This is a genomic window from Paenibacillus thiaminolyticus, assembly GCF_007066085.1.
Taxonomy (GTDB): domain Bacteria; phylum Bacillota; class Bacilli; order Paenibacillales; family Paenibacillaceae; genus Paenibacillus_B; species Paenibacillus_B thiaminolyticus.
Genome location: NZ_CP041405.1, coordinates 1,933,933 through 1,958,461, shown reverse-complemented (window position 1 = coordinate 1,958,461; position 24,529 = coordinate 1,933,933). Strand labels below are relative to the sequence as shown.

Genomic DNA, 24,529 nt, shown 5'->3' with positions numbered 1-24,529 from the left:
GGACATCGCCAGACAATAGGTTAATGGAAAAATAAGGTGGAATGTAGTGTGAATCAACTAGAAATGGAACTAATCAAGGAAAAGCAACAGATCAGCCCGGCGTATGATCCTTGGGATCCGATTCGCTCGCTGCGCGCGTACGGTCGCCATGTCTTGACCAGCGTTGAGATGACGGTGGCCCAAATGTGCAATATGCGCTGCGAGCATTGCGCGGTCGGCCACACGCTCATGATGAGCGAGCCCCCGAAGCTGCCGCTCTCCCTCATGCTGAAGCGGCTGGATGAGGTCGAGCATCTGGAGACGCTCAGTATTACGGGCGGGGAGCCGATGTTCCATCTGAAGACCGTAACCGATTATATCGTTCCGATTTTGAAATACGCCAGCGACCGAGGAATACGGACTCAGATCAACTCGAATTTGACCTTTGATATCGGCCGCTATGAACTGGTCGCTCCATATTTGGACGTCATGCACATTTCGTTCAATTATACGTGCATGGAAGATTTCCATGCGGTCGGGTTTACTCATACAAGCCATGAGGTCAAGTCCGGAGCCGCATCCCGGTTATACGAGCGGATGATCGATAATACGAAGCGGCTGAACGAGGCAGGAATGTATATTTCGGCCGAGTCGATGATTAACTACCGGACTCACAGCAAGCTGAGCGAGATTCATCAGCTTATCGTCGAGATGGGCTGCCAGCGCCATGAGGTGCATCCGATGTATCCTAGCTCGTTCGCGGAGAATCTTCCGGTGCTGCCGCTATCCGATCTGAGACAGTCGATACATCGGCTGCTCGACACCCGTCACCGAGACGTCTGGATGCTGTTCGGGACGCTTCCTTTCTTCGCTTGCAATACGGACGAAGAAGACCAGAAGCTCCTTCAGCGCCTCCGCTCAGAGCCGATGGTCACGCTGCGGAACGATCCGGACGGTCGCAACCGGTTGAATGTCAACCTGTTCAGCGGCGATGTCTTCGTGACCGATTTCGCGGACATTCCGGCCTTCGGCAGCATTTACGAGAGCCGGCTGGATGATATTTTCAATTCCTGGCTGCAGGACCACCCGCTGTCCCGCACAGTCGACTGCCATTGCCCGGCGGCCGCTTGCTGCGGACCGAATCTACTTGTCGCAGATATGTACTACAAGGGCGCCGACTTCAAGACGAGAACGGCCCTACTGCCAGCCTTGGCGAAGTAAGCAGCAGCTTGAAATATTTATGATACTGATAGGCGGATGCCAGTTGGCAATCCGCCTTTTGTGCGCTGGGCAGCGCATCGTACTAACGGATGAGAGTCCCGGGCGCACCGAGAGGTGGCGGAAAGCGCATAGCTAACCAATAGTGCTCTGGCCGCGAGGCAGGGTGCGGAGGATTGGAAGGCAAACCTCGGAACAGGCGGCATGAACCATGTGGCTGTCTAAGTCGGATGACCCTGCAAAAGAAGGGGATGTCCCATACCACCGGAGGCTTTGAAAGTTAGGAGGACTGGATTCGAGGGAAAGTCGATGACGTGACCCAAGGAGAACTCATCGTTTCCGAAAAAAGGGTACTTCCAGGACGAGTGGGTAAAGAAAGTCGAAGCGGTTGCGCCGCGCGTGCCGCTTCAAAGAAAGCGCGGCCGTTTCAGTAACGGATGCTATAAAGTAACCCCGAAATGAATACCAAAGCATGGCGAGAAGTCGGGGAACTGCGTACTACTGTGGAACGGACGAACAACAGATACGTCCAGATCAGTAGCCTTGGTGCGGCTGGCTTCTGCTCACTCAAAAGGTGAATGAGAAGGGGAAGGCGGCTCGCTTTATCGAGACTGAAACTGGAATGAGTTTCGCGAGTAGGCGGCAAGGGACGGAATGTTCCCTAAGTGAATGAAGCGAATATCTAAAAAAACAGTTTTTAGTACTTTAATCGTACTTAACTATTTTACCTTTAATATTAGGTATTTCTCTATGGCCTAATCATAATGACAATAAAAATCTTCCGGTATACGGTAAGGAATTCTCCTCTAACAACATTATTGTAATATTTCAGAAAAGAACCTATTTTCAAGTCTCCTTGCTTTTAGATACTCTGTGTTAGTCTAATAGGCCTTTTAAACTCTCATAACTCAAGCCTGTGGCCTTCTTCCCGTTAAATACTAGTTGGGGAGTACCCGCTATTGCTTCTGAAATAGTAAATGTTTTTTATGGTATTATATGTACAAGAATATTTAGCCAAAGGATGTTATTAAAAATTATTATAAATAAGAAAAGTTTGGAGGTAACAATTTTGTATACACACTACTCATTTGTAACAGCGGGAGCATTTACATTATTAAGACCTATTTTTGTCACACTTGTAATGGCATCTTTATTAATGTTTTTAATCATCATCTTACCCAAATTAAGGAGGAAAATGACGGGTGGTTTAGCCGTTGTAGGGTTATCATTAGTTTCCGTAATAGTATCCGGTCAATTGCTATACTACTACGGAGTAATCACTGATGAACTTGGTTTACGTGGAGATCTAATCGCTACTTCTATATTCTTCGTAAACTTAATCTTCTGTATAGTTAATCCAATTATTTTCTATACTCGCCGCAAATAGCATAAGTAGTTGTGGCTCAACACAAAGGATAGTGCTTGACACCATGAGCCATAGCGGGAAAGGTTACACTCCGCAAGAAGATCCTTGTATGTACCGTTCGCGGTTGCGGGTAACATAGTGTCTTCGCTGGAAGGCCTTCATTCGGTGCCGCCACTGACTTCCGTTGACGGAAGAAGGGGGGGCGATTTTCCATTTTCCGTGGCGGTTGTCTAAGGTTTGCTTCTTGGTCTTCCCCGGGCTAGACAGTCTTCGGCTAAAAGTGAGGCACTCCGTGAGATGCTGTGGTGGTGACTAGTCCAACGAGAATGGAACTTAGTCCATTCACGTACGATGCCTAGTCCAATAAGTCCAATAGTCCAATGGAGGGCGGCACGCGGACCAGCCACGGACGGAGCACGGTCCATGATTGGTGGAACGGACTCCGTCCAGGGTGCCGGGCGGCTGTTACTTGGTCGTACGGTCTTCCGCTGCGGCGTCGGGGTTGGGGCCGATATGGCCGGCAATCAACCGGCCATGGTAGCGGCCGGTCTCGATGAAGACTTCGTTCGCATTGCGGCCCGATGCGATAACGCCCGCAACATACAGGCCGGGCACGTTCGTCTCCATCGTCTCCGTATCATAGACGGGCTTGTCCTGATCGTCCTGGAGGCGGACACCGCTCGACTCCAGCAGCTTGCGATCGGGACGGAAGCCGGTCAGGGCGAGCACGAAGTCACACCTGATCTCCTCTGTCGAGCCGTCGCCGCACTCAATGCGCACCTGATCTTGGGCAATATGGACGACGCGGGAGTCGTAACGAATATGGATTCGCTCCTTGGCGAGCTTGCTCTCCAGAATTGGGCGGACCCACGGCTTGATATTGCCGGAGATCTCTGTGCCGCGATAGACGATGCTTACCTGGGCGCCCACCCGCTCGCATTCGAGCGCGGCATCGACGGCAGAATTGCTGCCGCCGATGATGACGACCTTCATGCCGGCGTACGGATGCGCCTCCTGGAAATAATGGGTGACATGCGGAAGATCCTCGCCCGGGATGCCCAAGAGGTTCGGATAATCGAAATAGCCGGTCGCAATGACCACATGCCGGCTGCGGTAAGTGAGTGCTTCTCCGCTGCGGGTCTCCGTATGCAGCTTGAAGATGCCGTCCTCATCCTTGCCGATATCCTTGACCTCTTCATAGGAGCGGATGCGGAGCCCATACTGCTCCGACACTCTGCGGTAATAGACGAGCGCTTCGTGACGGTACGGCTTCTCATTCGGGGTCGCGAACGGGAGGCCTCCGATTTCCAGCAGTTCCGGGGTGCTGAAGAACTGGAGATGGGTGGGATAACGGTAGATGGAATGTACGATGCACTGCTTCTCGATAATGAGCGGATCCCACCCGCTGCGCTGTAATTCAATCGCGGCCGATAGCCCGCAGGGCCCGGCGCCTATAATTATCACTTGTTCCAAATCGGTTCGCCTCCGTGTAACATGCTGTACTATGATGTTATCCGATATGAAGCCGTTCCTCAAGTGAGCGGGCAGCAGCCGTAACATAATTTTAAAGAGAAGACTAAGGGGAAACCCTCCAGTTGAGCGGATGCTTATGGTATAGTAGGGTCACTGACAGTTACTTTATGACGATAATTGGAGGGACTTGTTGTGAGTATGGCCACATTGCGCGCAGACCGGCTTCCGCGCCCGGAAGCGATGATCTTCGATATGGACGGGACGCTGTTCCGCACGGAGTCGCTATTGATGACAGCGTATCATCGGGTATTCGATACATTGCGGAGCGAGAAGCTTCACGAGGGGCCGACGCCCCCGGAAGATTTGATAATCGGTTCGCTTGGTATGCTGCTGGCGGACATCTGGAAGCGGGTCATGCCGGAAGGCAGCCCGGAGGCGCACCGCCGCGCGGACGAGCTTCTGCTGCAATACGAGCTGTCCGGATTGAACGAAGGAATCTCGGAGCTGTATCCGCAGGTGAAGGAGACCCTGGCCGAGCTGCAGCGCGAAGGCGTGAAGCTATTCGTCGCAAGCAACGGGCTGGAGGAATATATACAGGCAATCGTGAAGACCTTCGGCATGGACGAGCTGTTCACCGGCTTGTACAGTGCGGGGGGAAGAGGCACCGAGACTAAGGTGGAACTGGTGCGGATCCTGAAGTCGGAGCACGGCATCGATTCGGCCTGGATGGTCGGTGATCGCTCCTCTGACGTGGAAGCGGGGAAGGAGAACGGACTTGCCGTCATCGGCTGCCAGTATGCCGGCTTCGGCCAGGAACAGGAGCTTCAGGGCTCGGACGTCATCATCCGTCAATTCGACGAGCTGTTGGACTTATACCGTACGACAGCATCTTAACCGCGACAGGCGCAGACTCGGAGAGCTGCGCCTGTCGTATATGATGGACGATTCTGAATTCAACCGTCATTCTTATCCTTCCGATTTGTTGTCGGTTGTCGGGAGCGGCGATTTGTCGGAATCCGGCAGTTTCATACCCGCCTTTTTCCGGTACAGCCAGGATGCATATTCCAGCGGGCGCACAATCGAGTTGCGGTACGTCTCCTTGTCGCCGATGCGGTGGAACACTTCTCGCGCCGGCTTCGGATTGACCTCCAGCAGCCAGATGCGTCCTTTCTGGTCGATCGCGAGATCGAGCGCCAGTTCGCAGAGAGCATCATATCTCTTCTCAAGGAATTCGGCTACCGCGAGACTGAGGACTTCGGCCTCCTTGCGGATGTCCTGGATGCGGCCCTTGTCTCCTATCCACTGCGTCAGCAACCACTCCATTCGCACGGCCTGGCCTCCGCCATGGAGATTGGATGTGATGCTGTTGAGCGGTCCGACGCGCCCGGCGCAGCCCGTAACCGACCAGACGCCAGAGCCGTTCTTCTGAACGAGCATCCGGTAATCATGCACGCGGCCGCTCGGCAGCTTGAGCGCGATGCCCTGCTGGATGAGATAGCGGTCGTTCGCCTTCCAGGAGGCTAGCCTGGCGGCCAACTGAGAGAAGGTCATTTTCAGCGGCCGGATGACCTGCCGACGATGATCTCTTCCCTCGACATAGACCACGCCGTCCGCCGAACGGAGGCGCTGGATGCGAAGAATGCCGCGCCCTCCGGTGCCGTTAATCGGCTTCAGGTAGAGCAGCGGCCGCTCCTTCAGCATGCGCTGCACATCCTGAATCCCCGAATACAGCCTTGTGTCGGGAAGATACTTTTTCAAGGACGGGACTGTGGAGAGCACTTGGTGGATCGTCCATTTATTGCGGAGCGGACGATTCAGATACAGGAGCTTCGGGTATTTGCTGCGGAACCGCTTCAACTGCTCGAACCGGTAGCTTTTCTGAATGCGGCACCGGTCGAAGATCATGGTCGGGAAGCGGGTCCATTTACGCATCCAGCGCCCGCTCTTCGGATGGTACCACATGCCGTTGATTCGCTTCTGATGGTCATCGACATCCTCCGGGGTGAATACGAAGACGGTCAACCCCAGCTTCTTGCCGGCCACAGTCATCTTCTGATAAATATGCCGTTCTTCCAATTGTTTGTGTTCATTCATATAGAGCGTCAAGATGCCAAGAACGGGTTCATCCAAGCGTCTTCACCTTCTTTGACGTTATCCGCCGGTTCGGGATAAATAAGTCGAATACTGGAATATTCGTTCCAGTGAGCGCCTCCGAATGTGAGGCTCATCGAATTTCATCGGCTTCGCATTGGCTTCGAAGAACCAGATGCTGCCGTTCGTATCCACGCCCAAATCCATCGACATCTCGCCCAGCATATGTCCGGAGCCGCGTTCGATCTGCCGGGCGATGATGATGGCCGCGTTTTTAGTCCGGGCCATCGTTCTCCGCGCTTGTTCGGCACCGAAATTTGCGCTCAGCAGCTTCTCGGGATCCTCGATGCTTCCGCCGCGGGGGACATGGGTCGTAATGCTTGAAGAGCCGGCGACACGGGCGCCGACACCGGTAATATCCCATTGGCCTTTGCTGTTCTTCTGCACGAGCACCCGCAAATCAAACGGCCGCCGGTTCACCGTAGCCAGCGGAATGCCTTGCTGGACGATATAATCATGGGTCCCGGCCTGCTTGCGTATCCGGGTCCACAGCTTCGAGATCGTGGCGCATTTGAACAGGGCGCTCCTTCTCTTGTCCTGAGTCTTCAGCCGGAACTTCATCGCTTTCGTATGATTGACGCGCAGCGTCATAATGCCCATGCCCGCCTTGCCCGTCTCCGGCTTCAGGAACAGATAGGGATGTTTGTTCAACATTTTGGCCAGCGCGACAGAGGTGCGCAGCCGCCGCGTCGCGGGGATGAAGGGCCGGGTGGCCCTCGATTTTTTCAGCCATTCGAACAATTGCCATTTGTTGAAAAAGTAAGGATTATACAGGCGAATGCTGGAATGGCCCAGAATCTCCTCGATCTTGTTGCGGACGGCAGGCAGATTCTCATCCTCCCGCAGCGGGATGCGGTTATAGACGATGCGGGGAGGGGGGAACCAATCCTGCTGCCAGGCTTGCTTATCCTCGTTGTAATCATAGCCCGCGATTCGCTTGGCATCGAGCTTCAGATCCCTCACGGTCACGATATATACGGTAAATCCGAGATCCTTGCCCGCACGCAAGATGTCCAGGAAGTTATCGCGATTGCCGCGGAATTTTTCCTTGGCATCCTCGATCGTCAGAATGGCGACGATCGGCAGCTGATCTTGCTCTATGCCACTCACATCGGATCCCTCCTGCGGAATTTGCTAAGGAACAAACAATGATCCAGGATATGTTCAATGGATGATTGACCTTCAGTGCGCAAGGATGGATGCTTGAATATCGAGCGCCCTGGCTTGGCATTGGCCTCGAACATCCATACATGCTCATCCCGGTCAATGCCGAGATCGAAGCCGAGCTCGCCGAGCAAATGAGGATAGTTCCGTTCAATGGCCATCGCCAGTTCGACGGCTACCCTTTTCATATTGGCAAGCACTTCGTCGGCTCTGTGGCCGAACATCCGCTGGAGAGCCTGCTCCGGCGTCATCAGTTGACCGCCATTCTTCACGTGAGTGGTAACGCTGCCTTTGCCGGCTTTCTTGGCCCCGATTCCGACAACGGTCCAGTCATTCTCTCCGTTCTTGTGCATATGGAAGCGGAAGTCGATCGGACAGCCATCGATCTCGACGAGCCGAACTCCCTGCTGCACAACATAGTTACGCAGCGAACGGCCGTGCCTTCCTTGCAGCATGCGCATGAGGCTGGAGAATTGCTTGAAGCGGAGCAGCGTGTTTTTGCCATTGACCGTGTAACGTGCGAAATAGCCTTTTCTCGGCAGGTAGGTCAGCCGGTAGATGCCGATACCTAGGCTTCCCGAGGTCGGCTTGTAGTAGACGAACTGATGGCGGGCCAGCATGTCGCGAATCGTATCTTGCGTCGGATTCATGACCGATTCCGGCACGTGGAGATTAGCCTCCAGATCGTTTTCCAGCAGCTCGTAGATATCGGATTTTTTGAAGAAGCTCCAGTTGAAAAAAGGGATGTTCCGGCGAACGAACCGCTCCCGCAGCATCTGGATCGGGGTCGTCGTCTCTGCCCTCCGGCTCGGCAGCCGGTTATATACGACATCCGGCAGCGGCACGGTGCGCCGGATCCAACTGCCGGATTCCGATAGGAAGTAGGCGTTGACGGTCTCGTTATGCCAATTGATGTCGCGCGGAGTGAAGGCAAAGACGTAGGCTTTCTTATTCCCGACGCGCAAAATTTGCTTAATGAACGAGGTTCGGCTGCCGAATGGATGCGAATGCGTGTGCAGCGAGGAATCCGATAAGATGCCGATCAGCGGCCCCAATTGCAAATCGCCTTCCTGATCGTTGCGAAGATAGACCATACCGGATTTCGGCACCCGGACGAAGGAACGAAGGCCGGCCGGTATGATGACATGGTTGCCTGGACGCTTCACCGGCTTCAGCGTAGCGGGGATTGTCGCCTTGCCCAATCGAAGCCGTACTGATTTTTTGCCGGTTAGCTTCAATTGCTTCATTAAGGTGCTGGAGAGATACACTGTTTTCTCGGATTTAGGTGTTAAGTGGACGTTGCATACCGTCAAACTCATGGACTTACCCTCCTAAGATGTCGACCCAATACATAGCGCGCATACAAGATGGGATTTTCCACGGATTTCACAGCGGCTTCCCGCTCGCCTGTCTGACGGAAGACCGTCCTGCCCGGCTTCGAATTGACCTCCAGCAGCCACATGCGGGCTTCCCGATCAATGCCGTAATCCAGACCGACCTCCATCAGACGCCCGTGTCGTGCTTCAAGTAGAGGGGGAATGCGCTCGCTATAAGCATGCAGCTGCTCCATGAGCCGCTCGGCACGCTCCGGGTCATATTCGCGCTTCAAAAATGGAAGGACAGACACGGCCCGCCCGCCTCCATGGAGATTGGAAGTAATGCTGTCAGGGGTGCCGATGCGTGCGGCCGTGCCGGTCATCGTCCAACGGCCCCGGTCATTCTTTTGCATCAGCACACGAATGTCGAATGGCTCGCCTGCTTGCGTCAGCAAGGACAAGCAAGGCTGCATGACAAAGGTTCGTCTGCCGATAAAGGCGGCAATCCAGTCGTATCCATCCTTGGTGCATTCAAATTGCTTCGTTAGCGGGCGGTTGCGTTGATCGCGTCCTGTTATATGGAGTAAGGGGGCATGGCTTCCATCTCTTTGCTGTGCCGTCCGGCGATACTGTATCCGGAGGGCAGACTTCCCCTTGGAGCCGGCATGAGGCTTCAGGAACAGGCTTCCGCCGTAGCGGGACAGCGCAGCAGCGAGGCTGCGCTTGCCCTTGTAGAGATGAGTGGGCGGCAGAATCGCGCTCAGGCCAGACTCCGTGGATAAGGAGCGGTAGATGTCCCATTTGCCCCGCAATCCAACCCCCAACTGGGCAGTGCGTCTGCTCCGCAGCAGCTTGGCGAGGGCGGTTGAAGTTCTGGCGCTGGCGCTTCCGCCGGAGAATATGCATCGGTTGTACACAAGGGAAGGCAACGCGGTAGTGCAAGGCTCCCATCGCTGGTCGCCGTAGACATAACCGTTCACCGTGCCGGAAGCAAGGTCGGCCCATTCAGGCGAAAATACGATAACTCGAACGCCGTGTTTGCGTCCGGCCTGACACAGCCGGCGGCAATATTCAGGCTCGGTGAAGGGAGGCGTTCCGGGCGATTCGGTCTGCAGAACGCCGATGACAGGCTGCTGATCGGTTCTATTCTTCTTCATTCCCTGTCGCCTCCTTAAAATCCGGACAAATACCGGGCGTATTCCACCGTTTTGCGGACGGAGGGACGGACTCGGTTGACGTTCAACGGAGTATTGTCATTTTTGGAAGGCTTGGAGTTGACTTCAAGCAGCCATACTTTGCCTGACGTATCGATAGCCAGGTCAATCCCCAATTCACCGAAGTGAGCGGGAATATGCGTGTCGATGCCGCGTGCGATATCGAGCGCGGCCCGCTGGAGCTTGCCCACGATATCGCTCTTCGCGCCGGTCGGCAGATTCGAGCGGCTGACCGCTTCCTTCACGGTGCTGAGCGTTCCGCCGCGCGCCACATTCGACACGAAATGCTGCGTGCTCGCGGTTCGGGCGACGATGGACGTGATGCTCCAGCGGCCATGAATGTTCTTCTGAACGAGCGCGCGGAAATCGATCGGGCGCTTGGCATAATCGATCAAGTTCAAGCCTTGCTGGATCTGGTAACGGTTCGTCTTCAGCTTCCCGGACAGGGAAGAGAACAGCTTGGTTAAGCTGTTGAAGTTCTGGCGCTTGGTGCCGCTAATATTGGAATAGAGGGCTTGAAAGCTGTTATCCGAGGTGCGGTTAATACAGATGATGCCTTTGCCGAGGCTTCCCCTGGCCGGCTTCAGGAAGAGGGTCTGATATCGCCCGCTCATCGTCTTGAGCGTAGAGTAGCTGCGCAGCAGATGCGATTCCGGCAAGTAGCGTGTCAACTCCGCACTGGCCTTCAACGCGTCGAACACCTCGGTCTTATCCAGAAACTTTTCATTGAAAACATGTGACTGGTAACGTGATTTTACTTCTTTCATGAAATGCTGTACGCTAGGTTTGTTCTCCAGAGATCGTGTAGTTAAGCGATTGTTCACGACATCCGGGATTGGCATGCTGGTGAGCTGCCAAGTTCCTTTTGTAAAAACCCATGCCTGTATCCGTTGAGAGTCCTTCACATGTTCTGGCGTGAAGAAGCAGGCAACGGCTCCTTGAGATTGGCAGGCATCGACCATCTCCCGGCAGAAGGCGGTAATCGTGCCGAACGGCCGATCCGGAACATCAGGATAATCCCGGCTGATCAGGACGCCGATGAGCGGACCGATTCTCAACGTCTGCTGGGTATACGTTAGCCGCACGGTACCACCGTTAGACAGGCCCATATTGCGGGCAAGCGCGTGATTGATCCGGAGCCCGTCAGATTTGGGAACGGAGGATACGGTCACACTCTGTCTGAAGGAACCGAAGCGGAGCGTAATCGGATGGTTTACGGGAATCTTCCATTGCTTGACATAGCTGTCGCCCAACATGATTGTGTCTTCCCGCAAGATGCCGGCGCTCACAACGTGGAGCCTCACTTTTGATTTCAACATGTTGGTTCTCCTTCCAACGACGACTTGCATGATGGATCACGGTATGCACCGGGCTGGAGTCGATACTACTGCAGGTGAACCGCATACGTAATTCATCATATGAGGACATATTTCCCTTGGTGATTGAGCTGCACCATGAAAGGAGGGGCGGACGTGCCCAATTGGTTGTTTATTCTATTTAGCGTCATTGTGGCCGCGTTTGTCGGCGGCATTACGAATCATTTTGCAATAAAGATGCTGTTCCACCCGCGGCAGCCGATTCATCTGTTCGGACGAAGGGTGCCGTTCACGCCAGGCCTCATTCCGAAGCGGAAGTTAGATATTGCGGCCTCGTTAGGGGATGTCGTATCTGAATATTTGGTGACCAGCGACGGGCTGCGGGCGATGCTGCGCCAGCCGGAGGTGCAGGACCGGGCGGCGGCTGGCTTGGCGGGCTTTCTCGACCGGCTGCTGGCGGATGATCGCACACTGCGCGAATGGGCCGCGCTCGCTTTCCCCGGCCACAGCTGGCCCGAGTTGTGCGCGACATGGGGTGAGCGGCTCGACAAGCTGACCGAGTCGGGAATCCGGCGCGGCTTGGCGGGCAGCGGCTGGAACGAGCGTCCGCTGTCCGAATTCCTGCCGGAAGGGCAGGAGGAGAGCCTGAACCGGCTGGCAGGCAAGGCCGCTTCCGCCATCCTGCTGTCGATTGAGCGGGAGCTGCTGTCGTCTAGCGGGCAGCGCATGCTGCTGAGGATGGCGAAGGAGTTCGTCGACCGGTCGAAGGGCTTCATGGGCGTGATGGCTGCCATCTTCGTCGATGAAGACAAGCTGGTCACGCGGATTACGCCTCTGCTGGCGGAGCAGCTTCGTTCCGACAAGGTCCATGAGACTGTGACCCTCATGCTGGAGCGGAAGCTGGAGGAGTGGCTGAGCCAGCCGCCGGCCGAGCTGCTGCGCGCCTGGTCCGGCGACGAGTCCGAGCCTGCCGGCCAGATTATCGGGCTGGCGAAGTCATGGTTGCAGTGGAGCCGCCGCTTGGAACGGTGGGGAGACGCGCGCCCGAGCCGCTGGCTGGAGGAGAGTAAGGAGGCTTGGCAGCCGTACGTGCCGCGGCTCGTCGATTCCGCGATCGCGCTGTTGGACCGCAATCTGGACAAGGTGGTGCGTGCCGCCCGCCTGCAGGAAGTCGTCCGTTCTCAGGTGGAGCAGTTCCCGATCGAGCGGCTGGAGACGATTATTTTGAGCGTCTCTGGGAAGGAGTTCCGTGCTATCACGTGGCTCGGGGCGCTGCTTGGGGGGCTTATCGGCTTGATTCAGTCTCTGATTCTGCTGGCTATCGGTTCGTAGCGCCCGCGACAGCGGCCGCTCCCGTATGGTATGCTGACTAACGAGGAAGAACGGAAAGGATGAGAATGGATGAGTGTACATGATCAAGCCCATGAATTGGCCCGTGCCTTGCAGCAATCGGACGAGGCGAAGGCCGTCGAGACGGCGATGAAGGCGATTGAGGCCGATGCGGACAGCAAGCGGATGCTGGATGATTTCCGCCTGCGCCAGATGGAGATGCAGCAGAAGATGATGACTGGCGAGATGCCGGAGCAGTCGGAGCTGGACAAAATGGAGAAGCTGTATGAAGTGATCAGCATGAATTCGGAGATCGCGGAGCTGTTCGAAGCCGAACAGCGGCTGGCGGTCGTTATTCAGGATGTGAACAAGATCGTATCGGATGCGCTCGGCCATCTGTATGCCTGATATGGCCACATTGAGCGCGAGTCCGGGGCGGCAGACTCGGCAGACCGGTTCTGCAATTGCTGCGGCGTGAACGAATCTGGCATGTTATCTATGGATGCCGCATACGCTCTACTATAGCCAAGCTATAGGATTATAGAACGATGGCGCCGCCGGCTGTCTTCGTTGCTAATGAAGGAGAGCGATTGCCCATGATGAACCGAATGTCTTATTTCCGTTCTTCGAAGCGTAGTGTATGGAAGCATGTCCTGTCGATAGGGGCTGCCCTTGTCATGCTTGTCATCGTACTGCCGACACTGTCTTTCCAGGGCGGCTGGACGCCGGCCGTCTGGTTCGGCATCGTCTGGTGCGCCTTCGCGCTGCTTATCATTGCCGCCCATCTGCACCGCCTCCTGCGCGTGGATGAAGAGACCGAGCGGGACCTCCAGCGTATCAAGCAGGAGAAGATGCGGCGTTGGGAGGAGCGGCTAAGCCGCAAAATCGTGCGGATGAAGTGAGCATGGAGCAAAGGGGCAGCCCGGTCTTGGCATTGACCGCGGGCTGCCCCTTTTTCCTGTCTGTCCGGTTGTCTTATTTACCGCGGATCGCCGTCTCCAACGCGACTTCGATCATGTCGTTGAACGTCGTCTGCCGCTCTTGGGCCGTCGTCTGCTCCCCGGTCAGAATATGATCGCTGACGGTGAACATCGCCAAGGCGTCAATGCCGTATTTGGCCGCTAAAATATAAAGCGCCGCCGTCTCCATTTCTACGGCGAGAACCCCGTATTTGCCCATCTTCGTCTGCATCTCTACAGTGTCGGCATAGAAATGATCCGAGGAGAAGATGTTCCCTACCCGGAGTTGAAGCCCTTTTTCCTGGCCGATCTCATAGGCGCTGCGAAGCAGATCGAATGTCGCAATCGGGGCGAATTCGGCATCCGGGAAGTAGTGCTTGTTGATGGAAGAGTCGGTGCATACCGCTTGCGCCAGCAGCACGTCGCGCAGCTTCACGTCTTCTTGAATCGCGCCGCATGTTCCGATGCGGATGATGGTTTTGCAGCCATAATCTTTGATCAGTTCCGTCGCATATATGGAGAAGGAAGGAATCCCCATGCCGGAGCCTTGAATCGATACTTTATGTCCTTTATAGGTTCCTGTGTATCCGAGCATGCCGCGAACCTGGTTGTAGCAAACGGCGTTCTCAAGGAACGTTTCTGCGATGTACTTCGCGCGAAGCGGATCGCCAGGCATCAAGGCGACGGGTGCAATGTCTCCAACTTGTGCTTCCAAATGAATACTCATGCTGAATCCCTCCATTGTCCTTCACAAAATAAATTTAGAACCGTTATATAATATGAAAACGGTTACTTGTCTTTATACGATACCATGAACACGGATTGAAAAACCGTGATGGCCGCCCTTATATTCTGTGAACAATTTCACCAAATTATTGACGGGTTGGTAACTGAATGCGCCTTCTTCGCCAATTATAATCAAGATATGACAAACGGCCCCGACCTTAATGTCGGCAGCCGCCATCAGTTCAATGCATGCATGGCGCATTTTCGGCACCATGAATTTTTACGGTTGGGAGATATCTTGCGAACGCCATTTCCGGTAAGCGGGCGAATCATCCATGTCATCGCACATCGATTGCAGCTTCTCCAAATCGGTAATGTAAATGTATTTCTGATTCATCATCAGCACACCTTCGTCCTGCAGCTCGCGCATGACCTTCGAGATCGATTCCCGGGTCACGCCAATCATGTTGGCCAAGAGGTGATGCGTTACTTTACAATCGATCTTGTAAGCGGATTCAGCGGGCTTGCCCAGGTTGTAATACAGATCCAGGAGCAGGTTCGCCAGCTTCAGCCGCACGTCCAGATAAGACAGGTAGCGGACTTTGTTGTTCATATTGCTCAAATGATCGAGCAGCCGGTTATAGGCTCTCTTCAGTACCGCCGGGTGTCTGTCCATGATCTTGATGAAATCGGAGCGGTTCATGATCCAGAAATGGGAGGTCTCCATCGTTTCTACGGTAGCAACGCGGCGAGGGTAAGTGGCAATGGTCTCCATCTCGCCGATGATATCGCCAGGGAACTGGAAGTTCAAAATAATTTCCTTGTCGTGATAAAGACGATATACTTTTACTAGTCCCTCCCGCAAAATATATATATCGGAGCTATCATCATCTTCATGGATGAGCACCTGGTTCTTTTTGTAAGTACGTGTTTTCAGCAGGGGAAGGATATTGTCGCAATCCTCCTGCGATAAGTCTTGTAACAGAAAAACGTGCTGTAAACTGCTGAGCATGGATTCTCCTTTCATCGGCAGGAATATGGATATATTGCCTGTCGAAAAACCATAATTACATTTATACATCTATTATATTACATGACATTCGCCGGATAAGCCAAGTGCCGGCGCGGGTGTCCGATTAGACAACTTGGATAAGAGAAGAGGAGTGGTAAACATGTTTGAACGAGTATGTGTCGTCGTCATGGATAGCGTAGGAATCGGAGAGCTTCCGGATGCGGAACGCTTCGGCGACGCGGGCTCTCACACGCTCGGCCATATTGCGGAGCGCGTACCGACAATTCAGCTTCCGAATCTGCAGGCGCTCGGTCTGGGCAATATCGCGGACCTGCCGCATATTCCTCCAGCCGAATCTCCACTGGCCTTCTATGGCAAAATGGCCGAGACTTCCGTCGGCAAAGATACAATGACCGGCCATTGGGAGCTGATGGGCCTGCATGTCGACATTCCATTCGAGGTCTATCCGGAAGGATTTCCCGAGCCGCTCATCAAGGCTTTCGAGGAGAAGACGGGACGCAAGGTGCTCTGCAACCGCCCTGCTTCCGGCACGGATGTGCTGAATGAGTACGGGGAAGAGCAGATGCGCACCGGCGCCTGGATCGTGTACACGTCTGCGGATAGTGTCTTCCAGATAGCGGCGCATGAAGAAATCATTCCGCTGGAAGAACTATATGCGGCATGCGAGATCGCGAGGGAGATGACGCTGACTGCGCCATATGCCGTCGGACGCGTTATCGCGCGGCCGTACGTCGGCGAGCCGGGCAATTTCAAGCGGACCGCCAATCGCCATGATTACGCGCTTGCTCCGCCAGCGAAGACGGTTCTGAATTCTATCTCCGAGGGCGGGTATGATGTGGTATCCGTGGGGAAAATTAACGATATCTTCTCCGGAAGCGGAATCAATCACTCCTATCCTACCAAGAGCAATTCACACGGCATGGAGACGACGATTGAGCGCTTAGGAGATGCGGGGAAAGGGTTGATCTTTACTAACCTGGTTGATTTCGATTCCCTGTACGGACACCGCCGCGATCCGGAGGGCTACGCCCGCTGCCTGGAGGAGTTCGACCGGGCGCTGCCGGAGATGATGGAACGGGTCGGCGAGAAAGACCTGCTCATCATTACGGCCGATCACGGCAACGACCCGATTCATGCAGGAACGGATCATACTCGCGAGTATGTGCCGATTCTGATCTACAATCCGACGTTTGCAGGCAAGACCGCTTCCATCGGAGTACGCTCGACCTTTGCCGACTTGGCCGCTACGCTGGCAGACAACTTCGGCGTCACGGGAACAGGTCACGGGACCAGCTTTTTATCGCTGTTGACGGCCCGCTGACGTGCTCGCTTTAGATAGATGCAAGACGAAGAAGGATTGATTAATCTCAAGGGGGAACTCGTCAATGAAGAAATCGATGTTGTTGGTATTATCAGCGATGCTATTGTTCACCTTCGCTCTGGCCGGCTGCGGCAACAAATCCGGGGGCACGAACGCTGGCGGCGCCGAAGGCGCTGAAGACGGCGGGAAGAAGCTCAAGGTCGGGATGGTTACCGATATGGGAAGCGTGAACGACAAATCGTTCAACCAGAGCGCTTGGGAAGGCCTGCAGAAGCTGCGCGACGACTTCGGCTATGAAGTCAAATATTTGGAGCCGAAAAATGACGGCGAAGTCAATCCGAGCTTGAACCAGTTCGTCAAGGGCGGCTACGACTTGACCTGGGCCACGGCTTATACGCTGGATGATGCGGTAACGAAGATTGCCAACGAGAATCCAGACGCGAAGCTGGGTATCGTCGATTCGGAAATCATCGTGCCGAACGTCGCTTCCGTCTCCTTCAAAGAAAACGAAGGCGCATTCCTGGTCGGCGTAATCGCCGGCTCGATGACGAAGTCGAACAAAATCGGATTCGTCGGCGGCATGGAAATTCCAGTTATCAAGCGCTTCGAAGCCGGCTTCCGCGAAGGCGTCAAGGCGGTTAATCCGGATGCTTCCTTCAAGGCGATTTACACGGGGCAATTCACCCGCGTCGATATGGGGAAATCGGCTGCTTCCACGTTGTATGACGACGGAGTCGATATTATTTTCCACGCTTCCGGCTTGACAGGCAACGGGGTATTCAATGAAGCAAAAGAGCGCGTGAAGCGCGGCGACCGCGTCTGGGTTATCGGCGTAGACAAGGACCAATCGCTTGAGTTCGGCGACGATGTGACGCTGACCTCGATGATTAAGAAGGTCGACGAAGCGGTATATACGATTTCCAAGGCGTTGGCGGACGGCAACTTCCCTGGCGGCCAAGTCACTTCTATGGGCCTGAAGGAAAAAGGCGTCGATATTGCGCCGACTTCCGACAAAAACGTGCCTAAGGATGTATTGGACAAAGTCGAAGAATACCGTGCAAAAATTGTAAACGGCGAGATTGAAGTGCCGACGACTTAATTTCACCATACCGTCTCCCCGCCCGCTAGACCGGCGGGGAGATGTGTTACGGAGGGGAACGCCATATGCACAAGGGAGATATCATACTAGAGCTGAAAGGAATTACAAAGCGCTTTCCCGGCATTATAGCAAACGATCAAATCAGCCTGCAGTTGAAAAAAGGCGAAATTCATGCGCTTCTCGGCGAAAACGGCGCCGGCAAATCGACATTGATGAATATCGTATTTGGATTGTATCAGCCTGATGAAGGCAGTATTGAACTGAACGGCCGGCCGATTGTGATGGACGGCCCGAACAAGGCGATTGAATGCGGCATCGGTATGGTGCATCAGCATTTCAAGCTTGTTCACCCTTTTACGGTTACGGAAAATATCGTGCTCGGCATGGAGCCGACGCGAGGCATAAAGATGGATTTGAAGGGCGCTGCCCTTAAAATACGCCAGCTGTCCGAGCAGTATGGGCTGAATGTGAAGCCGGAGGCGGTCATCGAATCGATTTCCGTCGGCATGCAGCAGCGGGTCGAAATTATGAAAACGCTGTACCGCGGAGCCGAGATTATTATTTTCGACGAGCCGACCGCGGTGCTGACGCCGCAGGAGATCGATGAGCTGCTGCACATTATGAAGCGGCTGGCGGCCGAAGGCAAGTCGATTCTGCTCATTACGCACAAGCTGAAGGAAATTATGGAGGTTGCGGACCGCTGCACGATTATCCGCCGCGGCAAAGTCATTGATACCGTGAAGGTGTCCGAGACGGATCCGGAGATGCTGGCCGAGAAGATGGTTGGCAAGCATGTCGAATTCAAGACAGACAAGGCGCCGGCTTCACCGCAGGATGTGATGCTTCAGGTTGACAACCTGATCGTGAAGGACGAGCACGGGCAGCATGCCGTAGACAACGTTAGCTTCCAGGTGCGCGCCGGAGAGATTGTCGGTATCGCGGGCGTGGACGGCAACGGTCAGAATGAGCTGATTGAGGCGATAACCGGCATGCGCCGGACCGCGGGCGGGCATATCCGGCTGGCAGGCCAGGATGTGACGGACGCGTCTCCGCGTGCCGCTTCGGACAAGGGGATCTCTTATATCCCTCAGGATCGGCATAAGCATGGGCTGGTGCTCGACTTCGACGTCAGCGAGAATGCCGTGCTCAAATCATATGACAGCCCGAAGTTCAGCCGCAAAGGCTTGATGGATCAGCAGGCGATTGAACAGGTGGCGGAACGATATGTCGAGCATTTTGATATTCGGACGCCAAGCATCCATACGCTGGTGCGGGCGATGTCCGGCGGGAACCAGCAGAAGATCATTATCGCGCGCGAGATCGACAAAGATCCGAAGCTGCTCGTCGCAGCCCAGCCGACACGGGGGCTGGACGTGGGAGCGATTGAATTCGTGCATAAGCAATTAATCGCCCAGCGTGACTCAGGCAAGGCGGTCCTGCTCGTGTCGTTCGAGCTGGAAGAGATATTGAATGTGGCCGACCGCATCCTCGTCATGTTCGACGGGCGCATTGTCGGAGAGACGACGCCGGAGACAACGACAGACCAGGAGCTGGGTCTCATGATGGCCGGCAAGCATCAAGGGGGGGAACGTCATGAACAAACTTAAATCGATGCTCGCCAAAGAATCGGTTATCATCTCTCTCGTGGCCATCATCCTCGGTATTCTTATCGGAGCTCTCGTTATGCTTGTCGGAGGCTATAATCCGCTGCTTGCATATCAGTCGCTGGTGGAGAAAATATTCGGCTCCGCCTATGACATGGGGGAGACGCTGCGGGCGATCGTGCCGCTTATCTTCGCCGGATTGGCCGTAGCGCTTGCGTTCCGTGCGGGTATGTTCAACATCGGGGTGGACGGCCAGATTGTGATGGGCTCGCTCGGTGCGCTCATCGTGGGCAATATGATATCGCTCCCGCCGATTCTGCACGGCATCGTCGCCATTATTGCCGGCACGATTCTGGGCGGTCTGTGGGGCGCGCTTGTCGGTCTGCTCAAGACGAAGCGGGGCATTAACGAGGTTATCTCCTGCATCATGCTGAACTGGACCGCGCTCTATATCAGCCATATGGTCATCAAGGCATTCATGGCGGAATCGGGAACCTCCCGTTCGCAGAACATCCAGGAATCGGCCAGCATCCAGATCGGCTGGCTCAGCGATGTGATGAGCGGGGCCCGCGTCCATTGGGGATTCTTTATCGTCATCGTTGCCATTATCGGATACCACCTGTACATGAACCGGACGAAGTGGGGGTATGAGACCCGCGCCGTAGGGAATAACAGACATGCGGCGGAATATGCCGGCATGAGCGTGTCCAAAGTCATTACCCGGACGTTCTTCCTCTCTGGGATGCTGGGCGGCATGATCGGAACACTGGAAGTGCTGGGCGTTTTCAAATATATGGCCATCTCCTCCGTTACTTCCGGTATCGGCTTTGACGGCATCGCCGTCGCGTTGCTTGGCATGAACGGCGCGCTGGGTGTCCTGCTGGCGGCCGCGCTGTTCGGAGCGTTAATGTACGGAGCGCAGGGCATGAGCTTTGGAGCGGACGTTCCTGGCGAGGTCATCAAGATGGTCATCAGCATCATCATCTTCTTCGCCGCGGCTCCAGGCATGATTCGCTGGTTGTTATCACGGTTTTCACGTTCCAAAAAGGCGAAGCGGGAGGGATAACAGATGGAATTACTCGGATCTTTAATCAACGGGACTCTCGTATTTGCAACAGCACTCGTCTTCGCCGCGCTCGGCGGACTCATTGCGGAGCGTTCGGGGGTTATCAACCTCGGATTGGAAGGCTTCATGGTGTCAGGCGCGTTTTCCTCCGCGGTTGTGGCTTATTACGCCGAACAGGCGGGACTGGGTGCGGCTTCCCCATGGCTGGGTTGTCTGGCCGCGCTTATCTTTACGGTCATCTTCTCAGGCATTCATGTCATTGCCTCGGTCCGCTTCAAGGCGAACCAGGTCATTAGCGGTATCGTGGTCAATATGCTCGCCGCCAGCTCCACCTTCTTCCTGGTGAAGCTCATCTTCAACGGGGCGGCCGAGACGCCGGTCCTCAGCAATGTGTTCCACCGGATTCACATTCCTTGGCTGAGTGATATTCCGTTCGTGGGCAGAGCGTTCTTCCAGTCGTATCCGACGACGTATATCGCGCTCCTGTTCGTCATCATCGTCTATTACGTGATGTTCAAGACGCCGCTCGGCCTGCGTCTGCGGGCGGTCGGCGAGCACCCGGGAGCGGCGGATACGGCCGGGGTGAAGGTCAACCGGCTGCGCGGCTGGTCCGTCATGGTCGGCGGATCGATTGCCGCCCTGGGCGGAGCGACGATTGCGCTGACAGCGAACAGCAGCTTCGCGTCCAACACGATCTCCGGTCAGGGGTATATCGCGCTGGCGGCGGTTATCTTCGGCCGCTGGAATCCGATCGGTGCGACGTGCGCGGCCTTGTTCTTCGGCTTCGCGCAGGCGCTGCGAGATCAGGTTCAGCTGTACTCCTTCGCCAATGCGGTACCTACGGAAGTATTTTATATGCTGCCGTATGTGCTAACGCTCCTCGTACTGATCTTCACGGCCGGCAAGAGCAATTCGCCGTCTGCGCTTGGCGCGCCATATGAGCCGGGCAAGCGGTAATATCAACAGCAAGCGACATGGGCTGGCCTATGCCTCCCTCTTCCCGTCGAGGAAGAGGGAGGTTTTTTCATGTTCTGAATTCACTTCGCATACATTTTTCATAGCTTGAAGCGCCGGTGCGCGCTCCATTCTTTCCTTCAGCGGACTGACCACGAGCGAATTTTTTTAAATAAGAGAAAATCGCAGTTTTTATATCAATTTTAATCCAATTTTGAACCATTTTAAGGGTAATTACCAAAAATAATCTGTTTGAATTCTGAAAAAGCGGGAGGTATAATATCAAACATCTGCGGTGTCAGAACTACTTTAACAAAATGGTCATTCGGTCAGTGAGGAGGTGACAGCATGAAGAGTCTTCGTTTTTTTTGGTCGGAATTAATGGGGGTCATCCGGTCGAAGGATGTCCTGATTCCGGTACTCGGTCTCCTGGTTATCCCGCTGCTGTACAGCGGCGTCTACTTGGTGGCGAACTGGGATCCGTACAGCAACGTCAAAAACATGCCTGTCGCAGTCGTTAATGAGGACCGGCCGGTGACGTATGAAGGCAAGGAGATTGCGATCGGGCGCGAACTGATTGAGAAGCTGCACAGCAATGATGCGGTGGACTTCCATTTCGTGTCACGCAAGGAGGGCGAGCGCGGATTAAGCGAGAACAAGTATTATTTGCTCATTATCGTGCCGGAAGAGATGTCGCACAACGCGACCACGATTCTCGACCCCAATCCGAAGCCGATGAATCTGATCTATAAGGAGAATAGCAGCTATAACTTCTTGTCCGGTCAAATCTCCGACAAGGTCGTGCAGAGCATCAAGTCGGAGCTGTCGCAAAAGGTGACGGAGACCTATGTCGAGCAGATGTTCAGTGCAATTGATACTGTCGCCGAAGGATTGGGCGCCGCCAGCGAAGGGGCCGGTAAAATCGAAGACGGTCTCAGCCAGTTAGGCGCCGGAATTGAGATGTTCCGGGACGAATTGAATGCGCAGGTCGACTCGAAAACGGCAGAAGCGGAGACGATGGTCGAGAAGATGCTGGCCGAGAACGAGAAGAAGCTCGATCGGTTGATTCATGATGAACTAGACAAAACGATGGATACGAAGAAGCCTGAGCTGATGAAGAAGGTCCATCAAGACATCGATACAGAAGCTGAGAAGTACACCAAGGTTGTATATGATACCGTCCATACGCGGATCGACGACATGGTCAATGAGTACTCGCCATTGTCGAAGGAGAAGCTTCATGAGCAAATCGATAAGCAATCCTCCGCCTATGGAGACGAGATTCGCAAGAAGCTGCATCAGGAAATCGACGCTGCGTATCATAACAACATGGATCAGGTGTTAGGCAAAATCAGTCAGGAGGTCGACAAGTCGATTGCCGACATGGAGCCGGCAGCCCGGGTGAAGATGCACAGCATTATTGACAAGGAGTACGACAATGTCGACAGCTCCATCCGTTCAACGCTGAACCGTTACATTGATGAGAAAGTGGATCAGATCTTCGACGATGCCATCAAGCGCGGGAAGGAGCAGTTGGGTAACATTCAGGCGAACCTCGATCAATTGGAAGAGAAGCTGAAGCCAATCGGCGAGAAGCTGCCCCCAGAGCTCCAGCAGCAGTGGGAAGCAGTGAAGAAGCAGCTGGAACAGGTTCGATCCCAGGTCGAGGAAAATCTGATTCAGGCCAATCTGGAGCAGCTGCGCGATAAGGTGAAGCAGGATTTGAACAACATGGTCAACAAGGAGCTCGACAAGTTGAAGCCCGCGCTGCTCTCCAAGCTGCATCAGACAGCAGACCAGAAATTCGATCAGGTCTATCCGCAGGTGCGTTCGCTCGCCCAGCAGGTAGCGATGTCCAAAGCGAATGAGCTGGCGCCGAAGCTGCTGGCCAAAGCGCATCTCGTTGCCGAAGATATTTATCAGGAAAAATCGAAACAGCTGACCGACAAGCTGCATGATACGGTCGATTCCAAATGGATCGAGTACGAGCCTAAGGTTGTCGCGGGCCTCCATCGGAAAGCGAATGACGAGCTTGATCGGATGACGCCGGAGATTCTAACCAAGATTCACCAGGCGGCCGACGACAAGGTGAACAGTCTGGAACCGATGGCGCGCGATATGCTGCACGACATGGCGGAGATGAAGCTGAAGGAAGCCGCCAAAAAGGTGCAGGACATGATCTTCGTCAAGATGAGCGATATGCTGAATCAGGTCGATCAAGCGAAGGATGCAATCAACGGCGGCTTTGAGCAACTGCTGGACGGTCAGGAGCAGCTGTTATCCGGGGGCGCGGAGCTTCGCCAGAAGCTGCAGGAAGGCGCGGATAAAGCGCAGCAGAACCCGACCGATAAGACGTATGAAATGATAACGTCCCCGGTTGGCAGCGATAAAGTCGCGAATCATGATGTCACGACCTACGGCGTAGGCATGGCTCCGTATTTCCTGTCGCTTGGATTTTTCGTCGGGGCATTGATGTTCTCGATGGTCTACCCGCTGCGGGAAACCTACAACCGCCCGCCCTCCGGCACGGCCTGGATGACGAGCAAATACGGATTCATGACGGTGGAGAGCGTTCTGCAGGTTGCCATTGCCGGATTGGTTGTCCTCCATGTGATTCATTTGCCGGTGACGAACGTGCCGATGTTCTTCGTCGTCTGTCTCGTTACCAGCTTAACGTTCTTTGCCATGATCCAATTTTTCATTACCTCATTCGGGAACGTTGGGCGCTTCATTATCATTTTGCTGCTCGTGTTCCAGCTGTCCTCGACGGCAGGCACCTTCCCGATTGAATTAACGCCGAAATTTTTCCAGATGCTGCACCCTTGGTTCCCGATGACTTACACGATCCGGGCCTTCCGCGGCGTCGTGTCGCTGGGCGACATCCAATACGTCTGGTTGAATCTCGGGAAGCTGTCCATCTTCCTCGTCCTGTCGCTTCTCGGCAGCTGGATCTATTTCATTCTCAGCCACCGGAAGCTGGCGAAGACGGAGCCGTCGACGGACGGAACCGCGGTGACTGGCTGACGATACGGCCGCAGCCCGTACCGATAGAGAGAAAAATAGTGAAAAAGGTTAATATGGGTGCCGGCAAGAAGAAAGACGCTAGGAACATTTCGTTCCGGCGTCTTTTTTCGTTATTTCGAATAAGAAAAACAAGCTCGTGATTTTGATGAATTTTTACGATAAAAAACAACAAATATCAGCCTTCGTCCAAGGGATGCGGCCAGAATGAACGTTCTTT

General features: G+C 54.6%; 20 protein-coding genes. 12 read left to right on the top strand and 8 right to left on the bottom strand.

Going from position 1 to position 24,529, the window contains the following annotated elements; translation table 11 throughout:
• The first annotated feature begins 63 nt into the window (after positions 1 to 63).
• Together yfkAB and FLT43_RS08860 are read left to right on the top strand one after the other, a co-directional pair.
• Positions 64 to 1,200, top strand: coding sequence for a radical SAM/CxCxxxxC motif protein YfkAB (yfkAB, locus tag FLT43_RS08865; protein ID WP_087445223.1), 1,137 nt, complete (start codon positions 64 to 66; stop codon positions 1,198 to 1,200).
• Positions 1,201 to 2,266: 1,066 nt separating this feature from the next.
• Positions 2,267 to 2,584 carry a hypothetical protein gene (locus FLT43_RS08860; protein WP_127510918.1) on the top strand — a complete coding sequence of 106 codons (318 nt, stop codon included), beginning with the start codon at positions 2,267 to 2,269 and terminating at the stop codon, positions 2,582 to 2,584.
• A 444-nt stretch (positions 2,585 to 3,028) separates the two neighbouring features.
• Here the strand turns inward: FLT43_RS08860 and FLT43_RS08855 are convergent, their stop codons facing one another.
• On the bottom strand, positions 3,029 to 4,036 hold the full coding sequence (locus FLT43_RS08855; protein WP_087445224.1) for a YpdA family putative bacillithiol disulfide reductase: 1,008 nt from the start codon (positions 4,034 to 4,036) through the stop codon (positions 3,029 to 3,031).
• A gap of 198 nt (positions 4,037 to 4,234) precedes the next feature.
• Between FLT43_RS08855 and FLT43_RS08850 the strand changes: the two genes are divergently transcribed.
• Complete coding sequence (locus FLT43_RS08850) at positions 4,235 to 4,930, top strand: HAD family hydrolase (RefSeq protein WP_087445225.1); 696 nt, start codon at positions 4,235 to 4,237, stop codon at positions 4,928 to 4,930.
• Between the two features lie 72 nt (positions 4,931 to 5,002).
• Here the strand turns inward: FLT43_RS08850 and FLT43_RS08845 are convergent, their stop codons facing one another.
• The 5 genes from FLT43_RS08845 to FLT43_RS08825 are packed head-to-tail and all read right to left on the bottom strand — an operon-like array spanning position 5,003 to position 11,200.
• A complete protein-coding gene (locus tag FLT43_RS08845) occupies positions 5,003 to 6,166 on the bottom strand; it encodes a YheC/YheD family endospore coat-associated protein (RefSeq protein ID WP_087445226.1) in 1,164 nt (387 codons plus the stop codon).
• 21 nt (positions 6,167 to 6,187) lie between these two features.
• Complete coding sequence (locus FLT43_RS08840) at positions 6,188 to 7,297, bottom strand: YheC/YheD family endospore coat-associated protein (protein WP_087445227.1); 1,110 nt, start codon at positions 7,295 to 7,297, stop codon at positions 6,188 to 6,190.
• Positions 7,294 to 8,670: a YheC/YheD family endospore coat-associated protein gene (locus tag FLT43_RS08835; RefSeq protein ID WP_087445228.1), complete on the bottom strand. Its 1,377-nt coding sequence runs from the start codon at positions 8,668 to 8,670 to the stop codon at positions 7,294 to 7,296. Before FLT43_RS08835 ends, FLT43_RS08840 begins: the two co-directional genes overlap by 4 nt.
• Entirely contained in the window at positions 8,667 to 9,824 is a 1,158-nt protein-coding gene (locus FLT43_RS08830; protein ID WP_087445229.1) for a YheC/YheD family endospore coat-associated protein, read from the bottom strand. The genes FLT43_RS08835 and FLT43_RS08830 overlap by 4 nt, the downstream gene beginning before the upstream one ends.
• A gap of 14 nt (positions 9,825 to 9,838) precedes the next feature.
• Complete coding sequence (locus FLT43_RS08825) at positions 9,839 to 11,200, bottom strand: YheC/YheD family endospore coat-associated protein (protein ID WP_087445230.1); 1,362 nt, start codon at positions 11,198 to 11,200, stop codon at positions 9,839 to 9,841.
• 153 nt (positions 11,201 to 11,353) lie between these two features.
• Between FLT43_RS08825 and FLT43_RS08820 the strand changes: the two genes are divergently transcribed.
• The 3 genes from FLT43_RS08820 (at position 11,354) to FLT43_RS08810 (ending at position 13,428) form a co-directional block, all read left to right on the top strand.
• On the top strand, positions 11,354 to 12,529 hold the full coding sequence (locus FLT43_RS08820) for a DUF445 family protein (protein WP_164776394.1): 1,176 nt from the start codon (positions 11,354 to 11,356) through the stop codon (positions 12,527 to 12,529).
• Positions 12,530 to 12,598: 69 nt separating this feature from the next.
• Entirely contained in the window at positions 12,599 to 12,934 is a 336-nt protein-coding gene (locus FLT43_RS08815; RefSeq protein ID WP_087445231.1) for a YlbF/YmcA family competence regulator, read from the top strand.
• 188 nt (positions 12,935 to 13,122) lie between these two features.
• Positions 13,123 to 13,428 carry a hypothetical protein gene (locus tag FLT43_RS08810; RefSeq protein WP_244194410.1) on the top strand — a complete coding sequence of 102 codons (306 nt, stop codon included), beginning with the start codon at positions 13,123 to 13,125 and terminating at the stop codon, positions 13,426 to 13,428.
• Positions 13,429 to 13,501: 73 nt separating this feature from the next.
• On the opposite strand, the gene deoD is transcribed toward FLT43_RS08810, so the two are convergent.
• Positions 13,502 to 14,212 (bottom strand): purine-nucleoside phosphorylase, encoded by a 711-nt coding sequence (gene deoD / locus FLT43_RS08805; RefSeq protein ID WP_087445232.1) that lies wholly within the window; start codon positions 14,210 to 14,212, stop codon positions 13,502 to 13,504.
• Positions 14,213 to 14,491: 279 nt separating this feature from the next.
• Positions 14,492 to 15,223, bottom strand: a complete 732-nt coding sequence (locus FLT43_RS08800) for a Crp/Fnr family transcriptional regulator (protein WP_087445234.1) — start codon at positions 15,221 to 15,223, stop codon at positions 14,492 to 14,494.
• 160 nt (positions 15,224 to 15,383) lie between these two features.
• Between FLT43_RS08800 and deoB the strand changes: the two genes are divergently transcribed.
• The 6 genes from deoB to FLT43_RS08770 all read left to right on the top strand — a co-directional run bounded on the left by deoB (position 15,384) and on the right by FLT43_RS08770 (position 24,312).
• Entirely contained in the window at positions 15,384 to 16,565 is a 1,182-nt protein-coding gene (gene deoB, locus FLT43_RS08795) for a phosphopentomutase (protein ID WP_087445235.1), read from the top strand.
• A 64-nt stretch (positions 16,566 to 16,629) separates the two neighbouring features.
• Entirely contained in the window at positions 16,630 to 17,664 is a 1,035-nt protein-coding gene (locus FLT43_RS08790; RefSeq protein WP_087445236.1) for a BMP family lipoprotein, read from the top strand.
• A gap of 65 nt (positions 17,665 to 17,729) precedes the next feature.
• Positions 17,730 to 19,271, top strand: coding sequence for an ABC transporter ATP-binding protein (locus FLT43_RS08785; protein WP_087445237.1), 1,542 nt, complete (start codon positions 17,730 to 17,732; stop codon positions 19,269 to 19,271).
• The gene (locus tag FLT43_RS08780; RefSeq protein ID WP_087445238.1) at positions 19,258 to 20,334 is read left to right on the top strand and encodes an ABC transporter permease; all 1,077 of its coding nucleotides are present in this window, start codon (positions 19,258 to 19,260) and stop codon (positions 20,332 to 20,334) included. Before FLT43_RS08785 ends, FLT43_RS08780 begins: the two co-directional genes overlap by 14 nt.
• Before the next feature lie 3 nt (positions 20,335 to 20,337).
• On the top strand, positions 20,338 to 21,291 hold the full coding sequence (locus FLT43_RS08775; RefSeq protein WP_087445239.1) for an ABC transporter permease: 954 nt from the start codon (positions 20,338 to 20,340) through the stop codon (positions 21,289 to 21,291).
• A 345-nt stretch (positions 21,292 to 21,636) separates the two neighbouring features.
• Positions 21,637 to 24,312: a YhgE/Pip domain-containing protein gene (locus FLT43_RS08770; RefSeq protein WP_087445240.1), complete on the top strand. Its 2,676-nt coding sequence runs from the start codon at positions 21,637 to 21,639 to the stop codon at positions 24,310 to 24,312.
• Positions 24,313 to 24,529: the final 217 nt, after the last annotated feature.